An 18,347-nucleotide genomic window follows, 5' to 3' on the forward strand; every position below is an offset into this window, starting at 1 on the left:
GTTTATCCTGTTGTACTGATTATCAAAGCGATATTACAACAGGCGATGTCAACGAAAAATGTAAATGTTGGAATTAATATTAATGTCAGAATGAATGGTGTTGTGACAGGCTGTAAGAGGTAGAGGTGTTAAGGGCAGTCATCACTGCAATACAACTCATGCAACAGGTGAATGATTTGGACGGCTTTGCTGTCGGTCAATGAATAGTACATGGTTTGGGCGTCGCGCCGTACTTTAACCAGTTCAGCTTTTCTTAATTGGGCCAAATGTTGAGACAATGCTGATTGGCTCAATTGTGGCAGGGTTTCATTGAGTTGAGATACCGACATTTCCTTGTCATGAATCAAACACAGTATCAACAACCTCTGTTGGTTAGAAATTAACTTCAACAGCTCAGATGCTGAGCCGGAATGAGCCATCATTTCATCAATTGATAGTTGCATTTGTCCTTACTGGGTTCATAAAGGCAGGTATTTTGCACCAATTGGCTTGAATAAACAACTTTTAAATATTAGAAAATACTTATATACAATGCCAGTGATTCATTTATAATAGCGACCATGCAAAAACAAATCACACAATTCGTCCTGAGAAAGCCCAAACTGATCTTCTTTATGTTGCTGTTATTAACGGCGGTAACCGCAGCTTTGATACCGATGATTCAGATTGATACTGATCCTGAAAACATGCTGTCAGAGGACCAAGTGTCACGACAGTTTCATAACCAGGTCAAAGCCAGGTTCAACCTACATGACATGATTGTAGTGGGTGCTGTCAGTGAACACGAACAAGGTATTTATAACCAAAGCTCATTGACAGCGCTGCACGCAATAACTGAGCAAGTGATACAAATAACCGGTGTGATTGATTATGATTTGATGTCGCTTTCAACCGTGGACAACATTTCGCAGGTCAATGATGAGCAACTATCAGGTGGTGGTATCCGCTTTGAGTGGCTTATGAAAGAGCCGCCCGTCAATGATAAACAGGCGGCAGAATTGGCCGCGAAAGTGGCACGCCTGCCTTTGTTGCAAAACACGTTGGTTTCTGCTGATCAAAAAGCAGCCAGTATCTATGTGCCGATTGCTGATAAGAATGAAAGCCACCGCATCGCCACAACAATCCAGAGTATCATTGATGACACGGCTTCCGACGATGAGTACCACATCACTGGTTTACCGGTGGCAGAGGATACGTTTGGTTACCAGATGTTCATTCAAATGGGTATTTCAGCACCGTTGGCAGGTTTGATGATTTTCGTGATGTTGTGGTATTTCTTCCGCAACTTTAAATTCATTGCGGCGCCGATGATAGTGGCAATGGTGACCGTGATTACTGTGATGGGAACCATGATTGGTATGGGTTATACGGTACATATCATGAGTTCCATGATCGCCATATTTTTGATGCCGATTGCGGTGGTGGACTCGGTTCATATCATGTCGGATTTTGTTGAGCGTTACCATGACGATGAGGACAGAGCCGGTGTGATAGGCCGTGTGGTGGCTGATTTATTCAAACCCATGCTGTTCACCAGTGTCACCTCAGCCATCGGGTTCTTCTCTTTGATGTTAACGCCGATTCCACCGGTACAGATCTTTGGTGCTTTTGTCGGTGGTGGTATTTTATTGGCTTTTATCCTGACAATTTTATTCATCCCAGCTTATTTGATTGTGTTAAAGCCCAGTTCTTTGGCTGGTTTGAAGCAGTTGCACCACAGTGAGTCAGCCCTGTCGGCCTTGATTAAAAAACTCGGTGGTTTGGGTTTGGCGCACAGTAAGTCGGTGTTGTTTTTCTTTTTGTTGACTTTGGCCATCAGTGTTTGGGGCATCATGAAAATTCAAATCAACGACAACCCCGTGCGTTGGTTCAAAGCCGATCACCCCATCAGGGTGGCTGATCAAGTGCTGAATGCGCATTTTGCTGGGACCTATGATGCTTATTTGGTGTTAGAGGCTGATGTAAAGGCCATTGAGCAGGATTTCAAAGCGGTGTTAGAGGCAGAATTTGTCAGTATGCCATGGTTTGAACAAGCCAAATCAACCTACAGTGAAGCCAATGGTGGCCTGGCAGAGCGCCTGAATGAATTGTTATTTTGGGCCGAAGATCAGTTGTTTGCAGTTGATGAGGATGAGGCCGCTGGCTTGGATCAGTTAATAAGCGTGATTGAACAAACCGTCAGTGACATCAACGTTTTCAAATCACCGCCTCATTTGGCTTATGTCGCGGCTTTACAACAAGGTTTACAAAACTCAGGCTGGGTGGGTAAATCCAACTCTTTGGCAGATTTGGTTAAAACGGTGAAACGTGAGCTTCAAGGCGGCGGCCAGGATGCCTACCAACTACCACAATCTCAATCCGGTGTGGCACAAACCTTATTACAATACCAATCATCACACCGGCCACAAGATTTATGGCATTTTGTCAGTCAAGATTACACCAGTACGGTGATTTGGGTACAGTTAGCCAGTGGTGATAACCAAGACATGAGCCGGGTGGTGGATTACATGCGTGAATTTACTGAAACAAACCCGCCGCCAGAAAATATCAGCGTGCAATGGGCTGGCAAAGCCTATTTGAATAAAGTTTGGCAAGAACAAATGGTGGCTGGTATGGGTATGAGCCTAATCAGTGCCTTTGTGGTGGTGTTTGTGATGATGGTGGTTTTGTTCAGGAGCTTGCTCTTTGGTTTGTTGGCGATGTTACCGTTGACGCTGACCATCTCGTTTATCTACGGCTTGATTGGTTGGGTGGGCAAAGACTATGACATGCCAATTGCGGTGCTCTCAGCACTGACTTTGGGCTTGTCGGTGGATTTTGCCATACACTTTTTACAACGGGCCAGAGACATCCATGCAACGACCAATGACTTTCAAGCCACCATGGTACAGATGTTTGAGGAGCCAGCGGCTGCCATCAGTAAGAATGCCATGGTCATAGCCATCGGCTTCACACCGCTGTTGTTGGCGCCACTGGTACCTTACATCACCGTGGGGGTGTTTTTAGCCAGCATCATGGCGGTCTCGGCTTTGGTTACCTTGGTGATGCTGCCAGCGGTACTGAATTTATTAAAAACTTGGGCTTTCCGGAGTGAATCATGAAGCATAAATTATTTTTATTGGGCTTTCTTCTCTGCAGCACTATCGCGGTTACTGCCGCTGAACTGAAAGTGGATCAAATCATCGAAAAAGCCAACTTAGCCTCGTTCTATGCAGGTGAAAATGGTCGCAGTGATGCAAGGATGATCATTGTTGATGCCAAGGGCAACAAACAATTGCGCCAGTTTGTGATTTATCGACAAGATGTGGTGGAAGATGGCAAGGATAACGGTGATCAAAATTTTTTGGTGGTTTTTTCTCGACCAGCAGATGTCAGAGGCACGGTGTTCTTGGTACACAAAAAAGCCGGTAGCGATGATGATCGGTGGTTGTACTTACCAGCATTGGATTTAGAGAAGAGGATTTCAGCCAGTGACAACCGCACCAGTTTTGTTGGTGCCAATTTCTTTTATGAAGATGTCTCTGGGCGCCACCCAGCTGCAGATGAGCATCAATTGGTGTCTGAAACTGACCAGTATTACGTGATAAAAAGCACCCCCAAAGCACCGGCTGAAGTTGAGTTTGTCAGTTACGAGTTGAACATAGACAAACAAACATTCTTGCCAATGAAAATCGCATACAGCAACCAAGCCGGTGAAGTGTATCGACAGGTGGAGGTGGTGGAAGTGGCAATTGTACAAGGCCACCCAACGGTGATGAAATCCAAAGTCAGTGACCTGAGGAGCAACGGTTATACTTTATTAGAGTTCAGAAGACCCAGTTATGATGTAGAGATGGCTGATGGTATGTTCACCACACGCTCGTTACGAAACCCACCTAAATAAGCGATTGTGGTGATGCTGAAACTGATTGTTATTGGGCTGCTCACTTTGAGTGGTTTCAATGCCTTTGCCCAAGACACTCAAAAGGATGTTGACACTGAGCAAGCCGGAACTGATATTCAACAAGATGATTGGGGTGATGACTGGGGCGATGACTGGGATGAGGAGCCATCAGCCTGGCAACACGCTGGCTTTCTTGAGTTGGCCTATGGTGATCGATTGGACAGCGATCGATTGTTTGCTCGTCAGCAGGTATTGAGTGAATTTAGGTGGCATCAGGAACTTGAGTATGAACATGATGCTTTCAATTTTAATTGGGCACATGATGTTTGGTACGATGATGTGTTGCAAACATCACAATTTGATTTGCGTGAGCTCAATGTGCAGTTTTCAAAATTCGGTCAAACTGATTTCCAATTAGGCCGCCAAATCAGCACTTGGGGCACCGGTGATTTACTGTTTATCAATGACTTGTTTCCGAAAGATTGGGTGTCGTTTTTTGCAGGGCGTGATGACAATTACCTCAAGGCACCAGCTGACGCATTACGCATCACCAGCTATTTCGATATCGCCAACGTGGATTTAGTCGTAACTCCGAAAGCTGAACCAGACCGCTTTATCAATGGCGAACGTTTTTCGCTGTTTTTTCCCTTGCGCTCATCGCAAGTGGGGGGTGGTGAAGTTATCAATCCGAAAAACCCTTCAACAACAGAAATTGCCTTGCGGTTATTCAAGAACATCAACGGCCATCAGTTCGCACTGTATGGTTATCATGGCATCGAAAAATCACCCACTGGTATCAACCCCAATGGCGATGCCTTTTTTCCTCAGAAAAATGTTTTTGGTGCCAGTTACCAAGCGGCTTTGGGCATAGGCATATTTAACTTGGAAATAGGCCATCATCAAGCCAGAGAAGACCGCCAAGGTAACCAAGCATTGATTCCTAATTCACAATGGCGAGGCTTGGTCGGGTATAACATGGAATTGGTCAAGAAGTTGAATTGGGGTTCGCAGATTTACCTGGAACACACCGACAATCACGTTACGCTGATAAACAATTCATTCAACCCGGAATTTGAGCCAGAACAAAATCGCTATGTCATCACCAATCGTTTGACCTACCAAGCGATGCAAGACAAGCTCACATGGTCTTTGTTCGTTTTTTACTCACCCACCGATGAGGACAGTTATTGGCGACCATCGGTCAACTACCGGCACAACGACCAATGGCAATTCACCCTGGGCGGTAACTTATTTACAGGTCAAGATAATCACACCTTCTTTGGTCAGTTTGAAGATGCCAGCAACTGGTATACCCGCATCCGTTACCAATTCTGATTCATTTAAGGTCTATGATTTAACCACCGCAGCCTAATAATTCCTTGCTATAATTATGGGATGAGGGGAAATGTAGTGTGTGTTTTTATTGTAGTGATTGATGAGTAGCTTGTTCAGCGAACTGAAACGACGCAATGTGTTTCGGGTCGGAACAGCATATCCAGTCAGTGCCTGGCTGATTGGGTGTTGGATGGCATCGATGCACCCACTTCTCGTTGCTTCACCGCACATCGGAGATGATGATTTCATGTGCATAAATCTCACAGGCAATAGGTGATGTTACTCAGGCGCATCACACAACATGTTCAAAACCAAAACTGGTTCGCCGTCTTTATCGACTTCCTGATCGTAGTAGTGGGTGTCTTTATTGGTATCCAAGTGGCTAATTGGAATGAAACCAGGCTGGAAAACCAACTTTCTGCTGACTTCACGGAACGATTGAGGGATGACATCTTTGAGGAAGCTTGGGATTTTGAATACATGATTGAGTACTACACCGATGTGCAACAAAACGCTGAAAGGGTTCTAGCTGATTTGGAATCGGGTAAACAGCTCAAAGACATTGATTTGGTGATTGCGGCTTATCGGGCATCTCAGATCAATATCATCACCAGACGCCGGTCTACCTATGATGAACTGGTCTCAATCGGCAAGATGGACCTCATCAAAGATCAGTTACTCAGAGACACCGCCATCGCTGTGTATGAGTTTCCTTTTTATGACTCCATTTACACCAGTGGCTATGAGTCTAAATACCGAGAAATATTCCGCATGCACATCCACAGTGAAGTGCAAATGGCATTGAGTATTCACTGTGGTGACAAAAATGTTGAGCCACTCGACTATCAAGGCATCATTGATTCCATAGACTACCCATGTGATCCTTTATTAAATGAGGACTTGGTTGCTGATGCAGCTGCTACCATCAGAACGCATGAATTGTTTTTGCCTTACTTAAGGCTGAGGTTGGCTCAGCTACAAGCCAGCTTATACAGTCTGAAAAATTATTACCCAGAGTTAACTGATAACCTCAAGAAATTCAGAGGAGCCAACTGATGTTACTAAGAAGAATAACCCAACACGTCCAAAACCAAAATTGGTTTGCCGTATTTATCGATTTCATCATCGTTGTGGTCGGTGTTTTTATTGGTATTCAAGTGGCCAATTGGAATGAGGCGCTGAGGGAAAAGCAAGCAGAAAAGGTGTATCTCGAGCGCATGCATGAGGACATTAAATTTGCACAAGCTTTTGTCGAAGAATCAATCAGGCGTCGAATTCGAGATTTTGAAGCAAGTTTAGTCATGATTGAAATCATGAATGAAGACGGCAGTGAGTTAACTGATGAATACATTGAGTGTGCGCTTCCATCTTCAATCAATATCTTGATTGATCTGCCATTTTTGAACACCATCAAAGAGTTATTGGAAACTGGGAAAGTTAACATACTGGATGATGCTGCATTACGAAATGGCATACTGGAATTACAAAATAGAAGTGAACTATTGACTCGTTTTCAAGACCTGACTCTGAGCTCAATTATCAACATCACAAATGAGTTTTCAAATTCTATCAAGCAGCGAGCCAGTAGAGGAGATGCAGATGAAATAAGATTGGTTCGTCATTGCAATTTGAAAGCATTACATGCCAATAATCGATTCATCAATGCCATCAGTGAAAATATGGACATTGCCGATGCATTCATCAATAAAAGACTAATTCCTTGGTCTGAACAGATTGAAAAGCTGCATCAATTAATCGATCAATCACTTAACTTGAGTCACCCATAAATGCTTTTAAGAAGAATAACAAAACACGTCACCGAGCAAAACTGGTTTGCGGTATTTATCGATTTTATCATTGTAGTAGTCGGTGTTTTTATTGGTATCCAAGTGGCCAATTGGAATGAGGCCAGGGTGGAAGCCGAACGGGAACAAGAGGTGCTTATAGCAATACTTGATGACCTAAAGCTTGATTTAACTATGTTGGAATCAGCATCAGCCATGGCAAAAATTAATATAGACACTTCAAACTATATGCTTGAACAAGCTGGTTTTATCCCTTTAGATAAAATTTCCATACCTGTTGTTAATTCATCATTAATTGGTCAAGAATTACTTTTATCACCCCACGAATTAATTCCTGAAGATCGAAAAAACCAACTCTGGAAACTGGTGAGTGTACATTTTTATCCCATACAATCCAATACAGCTTTCAGCTCTTTGATTGCTGCTGGTGATTTAAAGATTATTTCAAACCAGGACCTCATTAGTAACCTACAAAGCTATACACAGCATTGGAATTCATTGCGAGATTCAAATGTAACTACCTATAAAAAGTTTCGTGACCGAACTATTTTTGTTGGTCAGGAATTTGGCCTGAGTCCATTTATTAAAATTCCAGAAAAAGATTTAATTGGCATGATACAGGACAATCCCAAACTCAAGGCGGTGCTCAGAACATTGCTTGAATACACTGTGTTACATAAAGCACAGTTTGAACAAACTAGTAATCAAACATTGAAATTGATCGATAAAGTAGAAAAGGAAATTCGATAAGATGCTACTTCGTAGAATAACCGAACACGTTAAAGACCAAAACTGGTTTGCTGTTTTTCTGGATTTTCTGATAGTGGTCGTTGGGGTGTTTATTGGCATCCAAGTGGCCAATTGGAATGCTGAGCGACAGAATCAAGCAAAAGCAGAGTTTCTGGTTGATCGATTGTATGAAGAGGTCAAAGATGTTGAAGTTAAGTTACAGATGTATATTGAAACCCATAAGAATATCTTAAAACAACGAACTCAATTTGCTTTGGCTGTTCAAGATAAGCAAGCATGCAGCAATCAAATTGACAAAATGAAGGAGTCGGTGCTGTCAGTGGGCGACTTTCCACCACCAAGATTTTCACTGCCCATTGCTACTCAAGCATTGAACACCGGTGAACTGGCCATCATCACTGCAGACACCCTCAGAGATGAAGTGCAAAATACCACCGATGAAATGCAGTTTTTATCCCGACAATGGCAACGTTACATCAAAACCGTTCAGGAAGTAGAAAAGCTGATCAATACACAATCAGGCCTGGCCATTAACTCAGGTCGAGACAAACCCCTTTACTCGACTGAACCTTATTCACTCGATCGTTATGAATTATTGTCAGTGGAGAAGCTCTGTAATAACACGGAAATTATTGGCTCACTGTCTGGCGTAGAGGTCTTACAGCAAATTTATGTGGCTTATATGCTAGAAATACAAACAAGATTGAATCAATACTTGAACACATTAAAGGGTTACCAGAGCTGAGATTAAAGTTAATTTTATGAATAAAACATCATCTTTAGATAATCATGCTACTAAGAAGAATCACTAGACACGTCACTGAGCAAAACTGGTTCGCCGTCTTTATCGACTTCATCATCGTAGTAGTTGGTGTATTTATTGGTATCCAAGTGGCCAATTGGAACGAAACACAAAACAACAAAAAAGGCATGGTTGCTGCATTGGAACGCCTTAACCGAGAAGTGAGTCAAAACATCAGCAGCATTGATAAAATATTAGATCATTACCAAGCAAATAACAGCGACATGAGTGCAGGGCGTGAGTCATTGGATACTTGTACTTATTCGGCAGAAGGTCAGGCGGCATTAGAAAGGTTGTTGTTTGATTTTGTTGAAGATGTTCAACCTAATTTTGTGACTGTTGTGGCCGATCAGTTGGCTGCTCAAAACAGTTATCAAGTGCTGTTATCAGTTGAGCTCAGAGAGGGGTTTGGTGATTACATCGCTGACATTCAAGAGGAGGAAGAGCAACTGACCAGTCATTATAATAATATGTGGGCTCACCACATTAATCGGCACCCCTTTGTTGATGCGTATTTTTCCAATGATGTCAGTTCAATTCAAGATTATTCTGGTTGGGGCTTTAGGTTAGACAAGCCTTTCGAAGAGGTGTGTAAAGATGCCTCTTTTAGAAATCGGTTCATAAACACCATGGGCTTTTATACATCGATTAATCATCGTTTAATTGATTTTAAAGTCAAGGTTGAAGCTTTTCAGCAGTTGTTAAAAGTGGCACTTGAATCGCAATAAGATAATAGAAAAAATTAAATCAAGAGAAATTAAATGCAAAAAAACCACTTAATCATATGGCTATTGGCCACCTTTTTGATCATTTATCACACCTTTAAAATTTATGCTGGCTTGGTGTCCGAAGATGATGCTGCCGCCGCCGTTTTAAGTTGGTCTTATGAAAATTCAGTGCGTTTGTGGCTTATTTTTTCATTGATGCTGGTGATCATGTTCAAGCGCGTGGGATTGGTCTCTATGTGGCTGGCTATTTTTACTTTGATTGGTTTTCTGTATGCCAACTTGTCAGGCCTCAATAGTTTGCTCGGATACGCTGCTCCACTGAAGGAGTTAATCATACCGGTCTTGTTGACTTGGGTTTACTGGCACAACGCCCGTATGTCTCATCAATGAGGCGTGTTAAGGTATAAAAAAACCCGCTTAATGATTGGCGGGTTTTTTGTGTATTAATCAACCGAAATTACTTGTGTATTCTGAATTCAGCGTAACAGTTGTTAGTCACGTATAATTGACCTTGTCGGTTGATGCCCCAATTACCTTCGCAGGGGTACTTGCCTTTGCTGATTTCGCGTTTGAATTCAACATCACGAAAGGGCCCATCGGTGTCACATATTTTGACTTTGTTCTTGCGTGATTTACACTTGATGTTGAATGATTCACGTTGGGGAGGCTGGTTAACAATGCCGGCATTGCCAGGGTAAGTCATGAACCTGGCACGACAACCATCTTTGACCCAAATGCCGTTGGTATCATAACCCCAGCGTTGGTCACAGCTGGTGTTGGATAACTGTTGAACAAACTCCACGCGTCCAGAGGTATCGGCACGACAGGTTCGAACTTGGCTGTAATTAGATTCACAAACCACTTCGCGGCCTTGGTTATTTGGGTAGTTGGGTCGATCATTACGAGATTCGTATTCAACCACTTGAAAGCGGGCATGGCAGCCATTTCTTACCCAGATGCCATGACTTGAATAGCCCCAGTTTCCGCGACAAGAATCACGGTATGAATTACCCAGTTCCTCGACCAACTCAATACTTTGCAGTTCAGGCACCTGGCAGTGTTCAATGTTAGTGCCAAAACTGCGACATTCAACCACGCCATTACCATAGTTTGATCCGGAGCCGTAGTTATTTCGCATGATCAGAAAATCAGCTTTACAGCCATTGGCGACCCAAATTTCATTGCGGTTGAAACCCCAGTTGCCGCGGCAGCTGCGGTTACTTAATTGGTGAATCAGTTGTACCTCAGCGCCTTGTAGGTTGGTGGCACAGGTTTGACGGCGGTAACTGTATGATTCACAGCGCACCACATCATCCTCTTGGCCATAATAATCTTGATAGCGGTCTATTTGAAATTCACCGCGACAGCCATTGGTTACCCACACGCCATAATAATCATAGCCCCAATTGCCTTGGCAGGAGTTGTAGCCGATTTGTCTGATCAGCCTGACACCACCGTTGGTGTCGGCACGACAGTGCTGTCTTTGGCCGCGGTTTGATTCACAAACAAAGCGATCACCGCGGTTGTAATTGGTATTGCCCCAGCTTTTGCTGTTCTTACTGGTGTTGAACTGTTCCTCGGTTGAATTATTTTCTGTTGAGAGTTTGGCCAGTTCTTTTTTTTCTTCATCAGCAGCAAAAACCAACCCTGAAAATAAAACCAGTCCCCAAATCAAATGCTTTTTCATAATTAACTCCATCAATGAATGCCAATTATTTTAGCCCCATCTGCTGGGTTGTGGGGACTAGTTTGTAAACAATTTTAAAGTTAGCCTTAACTTGTTGTTGCTTGCTAGTCAGTGAGGAATTTGATTATTTAAACCAAATAACCACCATCAACAGGCAAAGAGACGCCGGTGATGTATTGGGCTGCATCGGATGCCAAGAACAAATAGGCCGGCGCAATTTCTTCAGGTTGGGCCATTCGACCCAGTGGTATTTGTGGCAGTATCATCTTCAACATGGCATCGTTCTGAGTCAACGCAGAAGCAAACTTGGTGTCAGTTAAACCGGGCAAGACCGCATTGACTCTGATACCAAAGGCGGCACATTCTTTGGCGAATGATTCAGTCATCGAAATAATTGCGGCTTTGGATGCCGAATAAAGTGACTGGTTGTAACCGGTGATGCGACCATTGACTGATGAAGTGTTGATGATCACACCGGATTTTTGCTCGCGCATGACCCTGCCTGCCAGTTGAGACATGTGAAAGTAGCCTTCGATGTTAACTTCAATGGTTTTTTCAATTGCAGCAAAACCCATGTCCAAAACATTGCCGAAGTAGGGATTGGCTGCTGCGTTGTTAATCATCACATCAATGCGCCCCAATTGTTCAACTGTTTGGCTGATCAGTGCTTCTCTAGAATCATGCTCACCATTATGACAAGTGATGGCAGAGGCTTTCCCACCATCGGCTTTGATGGCGTTGGCCACTTTATCAATGCCTTCTTGTGATCTGGATGAGACCACCACATGAGCACCTTGGGCGGCAAATTGGTGGGCGATGGCTTCACCGATACCGCGACTGGCTCCTGTGATGAGCACTACTTTGTCTTTGAATTCTGTCATTGTTATCTCTTAAGTATTAGGGTTTATTGTTATTCTGGGATCTATTTCAAATGAGCAAGGGCCTGTTTCAGAATCAGGTCTCTGATCATACCCATGGGCTTAAAAGCAGGGTTGTCTGTTTGGCCACGCTCATAACGGTAGAATATTTGTTGTACAATTACAGCCAGCCTGAATAAGCCATAAATGTAATAAAAGTGGTAGTCGTCAATCGTCAAACCACTACTTAAACTGTATTGATGCACTAACTCATCGCGTGTCATCATGCCATCCAAATAAGTGGGCATCATGCTGATTTTTTGCATGGCCTCGTGGTCATTGGCTTCGAACCAATAGGCCAAAGAACAGCCCAAATCCATCAAAGGATCTCCAATGGTGGTCATTTCCCAATCCAAAACGCCGATGATTTTGTGGGTATTGGTTGGGTCAAAAACTACATTGTCAAATTTGTAATCATTGTGAATCAAGGTATAGTCGCGGTTATCCTGCGGCATGTTATTGCTGAGCCACTTGATGACTGGTTGCGCGATGTCAGCGGTTGGGGTGACCCGGCTGTAGCGGTGAACCCAACCGCTGATTTGTCGTTCTATGTAACCTGGACCTTTGTTGAAGTTTTGTAATTCTGTGGTTGGCGCTTGGTGCAGCTGGACATGAACATCAATTAACTCTTTACACAGCAGACTTAAATCTGCGTCTTGATAAACTGCTGGTAGTTGTTGTCTGATGATGATGCCGTTGATGGGTTTCATCAAATAAAATTCTCTGGGGAAAATCGTCTCATCACCACAAAACAGTACCACTTCTGGACACAGGTCAAAGTTTGGGTGAAGTTTCTTTAAAAGATGATATTCCCGGTTCATGTCATGCGCCCCTTTGGCTTTGGTGCCAGGTGGTGAAGTACGCATGATCCATTCGTGTTGATCGGCTTTGACCGAATATGTGAGGTTTGAAGCCCCGCCTTTGAAAGCTTTAAATACAAAGTCTTCTGTGGTGTTCAGTTCGGCAGCCAAAAATTGACTGATGCTTGCCTGTTCTTCAGGTGTCATGATTTCACTCCCAATAATTGGTATACGCTGAGTAGCAGATTGGCTACGTATTGATCGGCATTGATGTCTTTCTGAATGTACTTCCATGATTTAAGGTACCATTCTTGTAACATCACTTTTAACATCGCAGCCACAAAATCAGGATTGGTACACTGGCAGAAGTTCTGTTGTTTGGCTTTGACGATGCGTTTTAATATCGCATCTTCCATGGCTTGTTCTGAAGCAATGATGGTTTCGACCAATGGACGTTCCAAGCATTTGGCTTCCATAAAGACAAAATAAAACCATTTTTTCAGCCGCTCACTGATGTAAATGTGTCGGGCTAACAATTCGTTCAACTCAAAAATAGGGTCTTCACTGTGTTCATCGTTTAAGTGCAAACAAGTGGCTGCCATGTGAACCATGGCGGCATGAATCATTTCCACAATTTGAGTTTTGTTACTGAAATACTTGTACAAGCCGCCCATGCTGATACCTGATTCTTGGCTCAAGTCGCGCATGGTCATGGCCTGAAAGCCTTTTTCATTGGATAGTTTAAAAACCGTCTCAATAATCAGTTTAAATTTTTTGGTGGCGATGTTGCGGTTTTTAAGATTGAGTTTTTGATGGTTTAAATCAAAAAGACACGACCACTCATCACCAATCAAGGTGTTGAAGTCTTGGTTAAATGTTTCGTAGCTGAGGTTGATCAAAATTGTTTCAGTAGGCTTTTTGCCAATGATATTTTATGAACTTCATCTGGGCCGTCATAAATGCGTGCGGCACGCTCCTCACGGTAGAAAAATGCCACAATACTGTCATCAGTCATGCCCAGCGCTCCCATGGACTGTAATGTATTATCCGTGACTAATTGTAACATGTTAGCGCATTCAAATTTGATCATGGAAATGTGGTGTTTAGCGGCACTCCAGCCTTCATCATCGATGATTTTTGCGGTTTCTAAAACCAAGGCCCGTGACGCATTCATGGCAGCAAAAGATTCAGCGATTTTGGTCTGTATCACTGGCTGGTCTGCCAATGTGGCCTGTGGTGTTATTTGCCTTTGTTTGACATGTTTACACATGATTTCAAAGCACCTTCTGGCGATGCCGAGCCAGCGCATACAATGCTGAATGCGACCAGGTCCCAGGCGTTGTTGTGCCATTTTAAAACCTTGGCCACGTTCACCAATCAAGTGATTGGCAGGTACCCGACAGTTGGTGAACTCCACTTCACTGTGTGAATAATAACCAGAGCCTTCGTGGCCCATCACTGGAATGTTGCGGATGTTGTGGTAGCCTGGATTGTCCAATGGAACAATGATCATACTGGCTCTGAGGTGTTTGGGTGCATCCGGTTCTGTGACTGCCATAACTATGGTGAATTGACTGCCATCGGCTGCAGTGGTAAACCATTTCCTGCCATTGATGACCCAGTGGCCATCAACCAGTTCAGCAGTGGCATCCAGCATGGTGGGGTTGGAGCCAGCCGTGTCTGGTTCAGTCATGGCAAAACAGCTGCGGATGTCGCCATTGGCCAATGGCAGTAAAAAATTTTCCTTAATGAAATCATTGGCATACAAATGCAGTAACTCGGCATTACCCGCATCAGGTGCTTGGCAGCCAAAACAATAATGGCCTAATGGGGATTGGCCGCTGACTTCAGCGATTTTACCCAGCTCCTCAGTGGTTAAATTCATGCCGCCCACTGATGCCGGCAAATTAGGAGCCCATAATTTTTGTTTTTTAACTTCATGTCGGATGGCATCCATTTTGGTGTATAGTTGTTCCCATTGTTGGGTCAACAACAAGGGTTCCAATGGAATGATTTGGTTTTTTACGATGGCATCAATGCGTTTTAAAAAAGCATCAAAATCTGTTTGCGACATGCGATTCCTCGGTTAAATTTTGCTTGATTATACAACAAAAGCGAGCAAATGTTCGCTTTTCTTGATAAGATGAAAACATGAATAATACTACAAATAAAAAAGTAATGGTAATCACTGGTGCTGCCAGTGGTCTGGGTAAATCTTTGGCGCTTCAAGCTTGCCGCAGGGGCTATGACATCGCAGTGGCTGATGTGCAGGTTGAAGCAGGGCAAGAGGTGGTCGAAGCCATCAAGGCACAAGGACAACATGCGCACTATTTTGATTGTGATGTGTCAGGCAGTGAGAATTTGAAACAACTCAAAACATTGGTACTTGCCGAGTTCGGTCAGGTGGATGTGATGGTTAATAATGCCGGTGTTGGTTCCCAAGGCAATGTCGAGTTCAGCACTGAGGCAGAATGGGAACGCCAATGGCAAATCAACTTAATGGGCGTGGTCAGAGGTTGTCAGGCCTTTATTCCGGCCTTGCGCAAGAGTTCCGATGCAGCCATTGTTAATGTGGCATCATTTGCAGCCATCGCGCTGGCACCTGGTGTGGCATCATATAACGTGGTCAAAGCAGGCGTTTATGCCCTGAGTGAGACCTTGCGCTGTGAGCTGGCGGATGATGACATCCATGTCAGTGTGGTCTGCCCAGCGTTTTTTAAAACTAATTTAGTATCATCAATGCATGGCACCGATGAGAAAGTCAAGAATCAAATCAATCGCTGGATGCAAAAGTCTAAGTACACTGCTGATGATGTGGCTAATATGATTCTGGATGCAGTCGAACGCAAACAATTCATGGTGCTGTGTGACAGTCAAACCAAATGGCAATACCGCCTATCGAGGTGGTTTCCCAACTATTTCTTCAAACAAAAAGTCAAGATGATTAAGAGGATGTTTAAATGAGCAAAAAAAAGTGGATGATTTATGGTGCAACTGGCTATTCAGGTCAATTGATTGTTGAAAAAGCAGTCAGTGCTGGCATGCGGCCGGTGCTTGCAGGTCGCAGCAGGGATAAGGTCAAGGCATTGGCTGCCAAACACAATCTAGATTTTCAGGTATTCAGTATAGAAACCTTGGAAAAATCAAACATATTGATAGAAGAAATGGACTTGGTATTGAATTGTGCAGGGCCTTTCTCACAAACGGCTGATGTGATGATGAAAGCCTGTTTGAAAAACCAAGCACATTATATAGACATCACCGGTGAAATTGATGTCTTTGAGGCTGCAGCGCGATTGGACCAAGCTGCCAAAGAGAGCGGCGTGGTGCTGTGTCCTGGTGTTGGTTTTGATGTGATCCCCACTGACTGTGTCGCTGCCACGTTAAAAACCATGATGCCTGATGCCACGCACCTGGCGCTGGGTTTTGACTCCCGGTCAGGTTTCAGTCCTGGCACAGCGAAAACCTCAGTGGAAGCTTTACCCCAAGGCGGTAAAGTACGCAAAGACGGTGAAATAGTTACGGTACCTTTGGCAGCCAAAACCCGTAAAATTGATTTTGGTGATGGTGAAAAACTGGCCATGACCATTCCTTGGGGTGATGTTTCAACCGCCTACCACAACACCCAGATACCAAATATAGAAGTGTATATCCCCGGCTCACCTGGCATGGTGAAACAACTGAAAAGAATGAACTGGTTCAAGCCCATTCTGGGTTTAGGGTTTGTGCAGAATTTCTTGAAAAAGCGGGTTGAGAACAAAGTCAAAGGGCCCGATGAAAAAACCCGCGCCAAACTGAAAACCCATGTATGGGGTGAAGTTAAAAATGCCGCGGGTGAAAGTAAAACATTTCGCATCAAAGTCAATAATGGTTACGAAGTGACTGCCGATGGCGCGGTATATGTCGCCAATGCGCTTTTGGGCAGGCGCGCGGGCGCTTCTGGCTACCACACACCCAGTATGTTGTTGGGTGCTGATTTGATCGAGAAACTGCCAGGGACTGAGTTGCTCAAGTGATACAAGAAAAATAGCTGGCAATTTGCTAGAATGTCTATCCATTAGATTAAGGGATTGAGTGATGAAATTATTATTGGCTATTTTACTGTTGGCGTTTTTCAACTTGGCTCATTCTGCTTTGAAACCAGCAGATGGCTTCTGGCGCAGCACCGATGACCCTGATATCGGCTCGGGTTTTGTGTTGTTAACCCAAGGTGATATCACCTTGCTCAGTGTCTATACATACTCTGCTGAAGGGCAGCCTAAATGGTATATCGCAGCTGGACAAGTTGATGAGAATGGATTGTTTTCGGCAGAACTCAGAGAGAACATGAACGGCAGTTACATCCTTTCTGAGAATCCACAATCGGCGGAGTTTTCAGCTGATTTTCGACAGCTGGAGATTTATTTTGAAGGCTCTGAAACAGCCCGTTTTTCCATTGATGGCAGTGAAAATAAATCCATGCAACCACTCACATTTGGACATGCATTCTGGCCAACGGAGCACCACAATTTATATGATGGCAGTAGTTACTCAGTCCCAGACCCGGTTGGAAATTGGGCTTTCGGTCAATTGACTGGTCAAGAGTCTTTCATCTTGTCATTGGCGGCAGATGCAAGCACATCAGAGGGTGTTTTCATTCAACGCACCTATACCAGCACGCATGGCAGCAGTGCCGGATGGGTTTTGAGCTGTCCCTATCAATTTTTGCCAAACACCTTGCCAGCTGCGCAATCATTCTGTGTCTTGGATCGCAGTGTTGATGAGCTGCCGTCATTGAAAGTTGATTTTGCCGAGCTAGGCAATGAAGCCATGGTGCTGAAAACTGATCAAGATGATAACCCCTTTCTGGGTAAACGAATTAATTACGGTAACACATTAAAACCCAGTGATGGCCATTGGCGAGCAGAAGATGATCCAGAGGTTGGCAGTGGGTTGGTGATGACGACACAAGGTGATATAACTGTGGTTGTGATTTATAGTTACGATGAACAAGGTTTACCAAGTTGGGAAATTGCCAGTGGCAGCTTTGATGCCAGTGGTTTGTTTCAAACAACATTAAGAAGTGCTTCAGGTGGTTCGCCAATAGAAAGTGACAGCAAAGTCACTGCGGCCTTCACTGCGGTTGAAAAAAGCTTAACCATTCAATTGTTAGGCACAGAACTGGCTACATTCAGTATTGACGGCTCTGCGCCAAAACACATTCAAACCATCAATTTTGGTAGGCCCAGTTTAAAAACTGAAAACTATCAGGTTGCTGGCACTGATTATGAGTTTCCCTCACCTCAAGGCCGCTGGTTATTTTATACCAGAGGCAATGAACTGAGCTCTGCGATGAATCTTGATTTGACCAGTGAGGCATCTGACTTTGGGCCTGGGGTGTTGCAGTTCGAGGGAGTCTTTAATACCTCTGGCGGCTATTTGACGCCTTACGGTGTGAGGTTGATCTGTCAACTGGCCTTTGATGGTTCATCAAGAGATTTTTGCGGGGGTGCCTATTTGGGCGGCGATTACATGCAGTCATTGCATGCAAAATACAGCAATTTTGGCCACAAAAAAATCACCTTGACCTCTGGTGAAGAGCCCTTTCCGAATGAGGAAAATCATTACTATGAACTGATTCGTCTGGACTGAAAAGTCAAC

General features: G+C 43.9%; 18 protein-coding genes. 12 read left to right on the plus strand and 6 right to left on the minus strand.

Annotation, left to right across the window (positions count from 1 at the left end; genetic code table 11):
* Window positions 1–128: 128 nt before the first annotated feature.
* On the minus strand, window positions 129–443 hold the full coding sequence (locus QNI24_RS14350) for an ArsR/SmtB family transcription factor (RefSeq protein WP_267177229.1): 315 nt from the start codon (window positions 441–443) through the stop codon (window positions 129–131).
* Between the two features lie 117 nt (window positions 444–560).
* On the opposite strand from QNI24_RS14350, the gene QNI24_RS14355 reads away from it, so the two are divergent.
* From QNI24_RS14355 to QNI24_RS14395, 9 genes are all read left to right on the plus strand, one after another.
* Window positions 561–3,101 (plus strand): efflux RND transporter permease subunit, encoded by a 2,541-nt coding sequence (locus QNI24_RS14355; protein ID WP_267177228.1) that lies wholly within the window; start codon window positions 561–563, stop codon window positions 3,099–3,101.
* On the plus strand, window positions 3,098–3,883 hold the full coding sequence (locus tag QNI24_RS14360; protein ID WP_267177227.1) for an outer membrane lipoprotein-sorting protein: 786 nt from the start codon (window positions 3,098–3,100) through the stop codon (window positions 3,881–3,883). Before QNI24_RS14355 ends, QNI24_RS14360 begins: the two co-directional genes overlap by 4 nt.
* A gap of 12 nt (window positions 3,884–3,895) precedes the next feature.
* Window positions 3,896–5,218, plus strand: a complete 1,323-nt coding sequence (locus QNI24_RS14365) for a hypothetical protein (RefSeq protein ID WP_267177226.1) — start codon at window positions 3,896–3,898, stop codon at window positions 5,216–5,218.
* A 276-nt stretch (window positions 5,219–5,494) separates the two neighbouring features.
* On the plus strand, window positions 5,495–6,274 hold the full coding sequence (locus tag QNI24_RS14370; RefSeq protein WP_267177225.1) for a DUF6090 family protein: 780 nt from the start codon (window positions 5,495–5,497) through the stop codon (window positions 6,272–6,274).
* Complete coding sequence (locus QNI24_RS14375) at window positions 6,274–7,005, plus strand: hypothetical protein (RefSeq protein WP_267177224.1); 732 nt, start codon at window positions 6,274–6,276, stop codon at window positions 7,003–7,005. Before QNI24_RS14370 ends, QNI24_RS14375 begins: the two co-directional genes overlap by 1 nt.
* The gene (locus QNI24_RS14380; RefSeq protein ID WP_267177223.1) at window positions 7,006–7,773 is read left to right on the plus strand and encodes a DUF6090 family protein; all 768 of its coding nucleotides are present in this window, start codon (window positions 7,006–7,008) and stop codon (window positions 7,771–7,773) included.
* Between the two features lies 1 nt (window position 7,774).
* Window positions 7,775–8,518, plus strand: a complete 744-nt coding sequence (locus QNI24_RS14385; RefSeq protein ID WP_267177222.1) for a hypothetical protein — start codon at window positions 7,775–7,777, stop codon at window positions 8,516–8,518.
* 44 nt (window positions 8,519–8,562) lie between these two features.
* Window positions 8,563–9,303 (plus strand): DUF6090 family protein, encoded by a 741-nt coding sequence (locus QNI24_RS14390; protein ID WP_267177221.1) that lies wholly within the window; start codon window positions 8,563–8,565, stop codon window positions 9,301–9,303.
* A gap of 33 nt (window positions 9,304–9,336) precedes the next feature.
* Complete coding sequence (locus QNI24_RS14395; protein ID WP_267177220.1) at window positions 9,337–9,693, plus strand: hypothetical protein; 357 nt, start codon at window positions 9,337–9,339, stop codon at window positions 9,691–9,693.
* A gap of 67 nt (window positions 9,694–9,760) precedes the next feature.
* On the opposite strand, the gene QNI24_RS14400 is transcribed toward QNI24_RS14395, so the two are convergent.
* The 5 genes from QNI24_RS14400 to QNI24_RS14420 form a co-directional block, all read right to left on the minus strand.
* Window positions 9,761–10,990 carry a DUF3011 domain-containing protein gene (locus tag QNI24_RS14400; RefSeq protein ID WP_267177219.1) on the minus strand — a complete coding sequence of 410 codons (1,230 nt, stop codon included), beginning with the start codon at window positions 10,988–10,990 and terminating at the stop codon, window positions 9,761–9,763.
* A gap of 128 nt (window positions 10,991–11,118) precedes the next feature.
* Window positions 11,119–11,871: a glucose 1-dehydrogenase gene (locus tag QNI24_RS14405; RefSeq protein WP_267177218.1), complete on the minus strand. Its 753-nt coding sequence runs from the start codon at window positions 11,869–11,871 to the stop codon at window positions 11,119–11,121.
* Between the two features lie 41 nt (window positions 11,872–11,912).
* Window positions 11,913–12,914 carry a phosphotransferase family protein gene (locus tag QNI24_RS14410; RefSeq protein WP_267177217.1) on the minus strand — a complete coding sequence of 334 codons (1,002 nt, stop codon included), beginning with the start codon at window positions 12,912–12,914 and terminating at the stop codon, window positions 11,913–11,915.
* Window positions 12,911–13,606 (minus strand): TetR/AcrR family transcriptional regulator, encoded by a 696-nt coding sequence (locus tag QNI24_RS14415; RefSeq protein ID WP_267177216.1) that lies wholly within the window; start codon window positions 13,604–13,606, stop codon window positions 12,911–12,913. Before QNI24_RS14415 ends, QNI24_RS14410 begins: the two co-directional genes overlap by 4 nt.
* Window positions 13,603–14,781, minus strand: a complete 1,179-nt coding sequence (locus QNI24_RS14420) for an acyl-CoA dehydrogenase family protein (RefSeq protein WP_267177215.1) — start codon at window positions 14,779–14,781, stop codon at window positions 13,603–13,605. Before QNI24_RS14420 ends, QNI24_RS14415 begins: the two co-directional genes overlap by 4 nt.
* 77 nt (window positions 14,782–14,858) lie before the next feature.
* Here QNI24_RS14420 and QNI24_RS14425 point away from each other — a divergent pair, with 77 nt between their 5' ends.
* The 3 genes from QNI24_RS14425 (at window position 14,859) to QNI24_RS14435 (ending at window position 18,338) form a co-directional block, all read left to right on the plus strand.
* Window positions 14,859–15,671: an SDR family oxidoreductase gene (locus QNI24_RS14425; protein WP_267177214.1), complete on the plus strand. Its 813-nt coding sequence runs from the start codon at window positions 14,859–14,861 to the stop codon at window positions 15,669–15,671.
* The gene (locus tag QNI24_RS14430) at window positions 15,668–16,723 is read left to right on the plus strand and encodes a saccharopine dehydrogenase family protein (RefSeq protein ID WP_267177213.1); all 1,056 of its coding nucleotides are present in this window, start codon (window positions 15,668–15,670) and stop codon (window positions 16,721–16,723) included. The genes QNI24_RS14425 and QNI24_RS14430 overlap by 4 nt, the downstream gene beginning before the upstream one ends.
* A 61-nt stretch (window positions 16,724–16,784) precedes the next feature.
* Window positions 16,785–18,338 (plus strand): hypothetical protein, encoded by a 1,554-nt coding sequence (locus QNI24_RS14435; RefSeq protein WP_267177212.1) that lies wholly within the window; start codon window positions 16,785–16,787, stop codon window positions 18,336–18,338.
* The last annotated feature ends 9 nt before the right edge of the window (window positions 18,339–18,347 follow it).

The sequence above is a fragment of the Marinicella marina genome (assembly GCF_030065545.1).
In the GTDB taxonomy this organism is placed as follows: domain Bacteria; phylum Pseudomonadota; class Gammaproteobacteria; order Xanthomonadales; family Marinicellaceae; genus Marinicella; species Marinicella marina.

Bases quoted from the DNA above. Each gene is read 5' to 3' on its own strand.
- QNI24_RS14370 (WP_267177225.1), top strand. From the start codon at position 5,495: ATGTTACTCAGGCGCATCACACAACATGTTCAAAACCAAAACTGGTTC.
- QNI24_RS14365 (WP_267177226.1), top strand. From the start codon at position 3,896: ATGCTGAAACTGATTGTTATTGGGCTGCTCACTTTGAGTGGTTTCAAT.
- QNI24_RS14405 (WP_267177218.1), bottom strand. From the start codon at position 11,871: ATGACAGAATTCAAAGACAAAGTAGTGCTCATCACAGGAGCCAGTCGC.
- QNI24_RS14430 (WP_267177213.1), top strand. From the start codon at position 15,668: ATGAGCAAAAAAAAGTGGATGATTTATGGTGCAACTGGCTATTCAGGT.
- QNI24_RS14385 (WP_267177222.1), top strand. From the start codon at position 7,775: ATGCTACTTCGTAGAATAACCGAACACGTTAAAGACCAAAACTGGTTT.
- QNI24_RS14375 (WP_267177224.1), top strand. From the start codon at position 6,274: ATGTTACTAAGAAGAATAACCCAACACGTCCAAAACCAAAATTGGTTT.
- QNI24_RS14425 (WP_267177214.1), top strand. From the start codon at position 14,859: ATGAATAATACTACAAATAAAAAAGTAATGGTAATCACTGGTGCTGCC.
- QNI24_RS14350 (WP_267177229.1), bottom strand. From the start codon at position 443: ATGCAACTATCAATTGATGAAATGATGGCTCATTCCGGCTCAGCATCT.
- QNI24_RS14410 (WP_267177217.1), bottom strand. From the start codon at position 12,914: ATGACACCTGAAGAACAGGCAAGCATCAGTCAATTTTTGGCTGCCGAA.
- QNI24_RS14420 (WP_267177215.1), bottom strand. From the start codon at position 14,781: ATGTCGCAAACAGATTTTGATGCTTTTTTAAAACGCATTGATGCCATC.
- QNI24_RS14395 (WP_267177220.1), top strand. From the start codon at position 9,337: ATGCAAAAAAACCACTTAATCATATGGCTATTGGCCACCTTTTTGATC.
- QNI24_RS14390 (WP_267177221.1), top strand. From the start codon at position 8,563: ATGCTACTAAGAAGAATCACTAGACACGTCACTGAGCAAAACTGGTTC.
- QNI24_RS14355 (WP_267177228.1), top strand. From the start codon at position 561: ATGCAAAAACAAATCACACAATTCGTCCTGAGAAAGCCCAAACTGATC.
- QNI24_RS14380 (WP_267177223.1), top strand. From the start codon at position 7,006: ATGCTTTTAAGAAGAATAACAAAACACGTCACCGAGCAAAACTGGTTT.
- QNI24_RS14400 (WP_267177219.1), bottom strand. From the start codon at position 10,990: ATGAAAAAGCATTTGATTTGGGGACTGGTTTTATTTTCAGGGTTGGTT.
- QNI24_RS14435 (WP_267177212.1), top strand. From the start codon at position 16,785: ATGAAATTATTATTGGCTATTTTACTGTTGGCGTTTTTCAACTTGGCT.
- QNI24_RS14360 (WP_267177227.1), top strand. From the start codon at position 3,098: ATGAAGCATAAATTATTTTTATTGGGCTTTCTTCTCTGCAGCACTATC.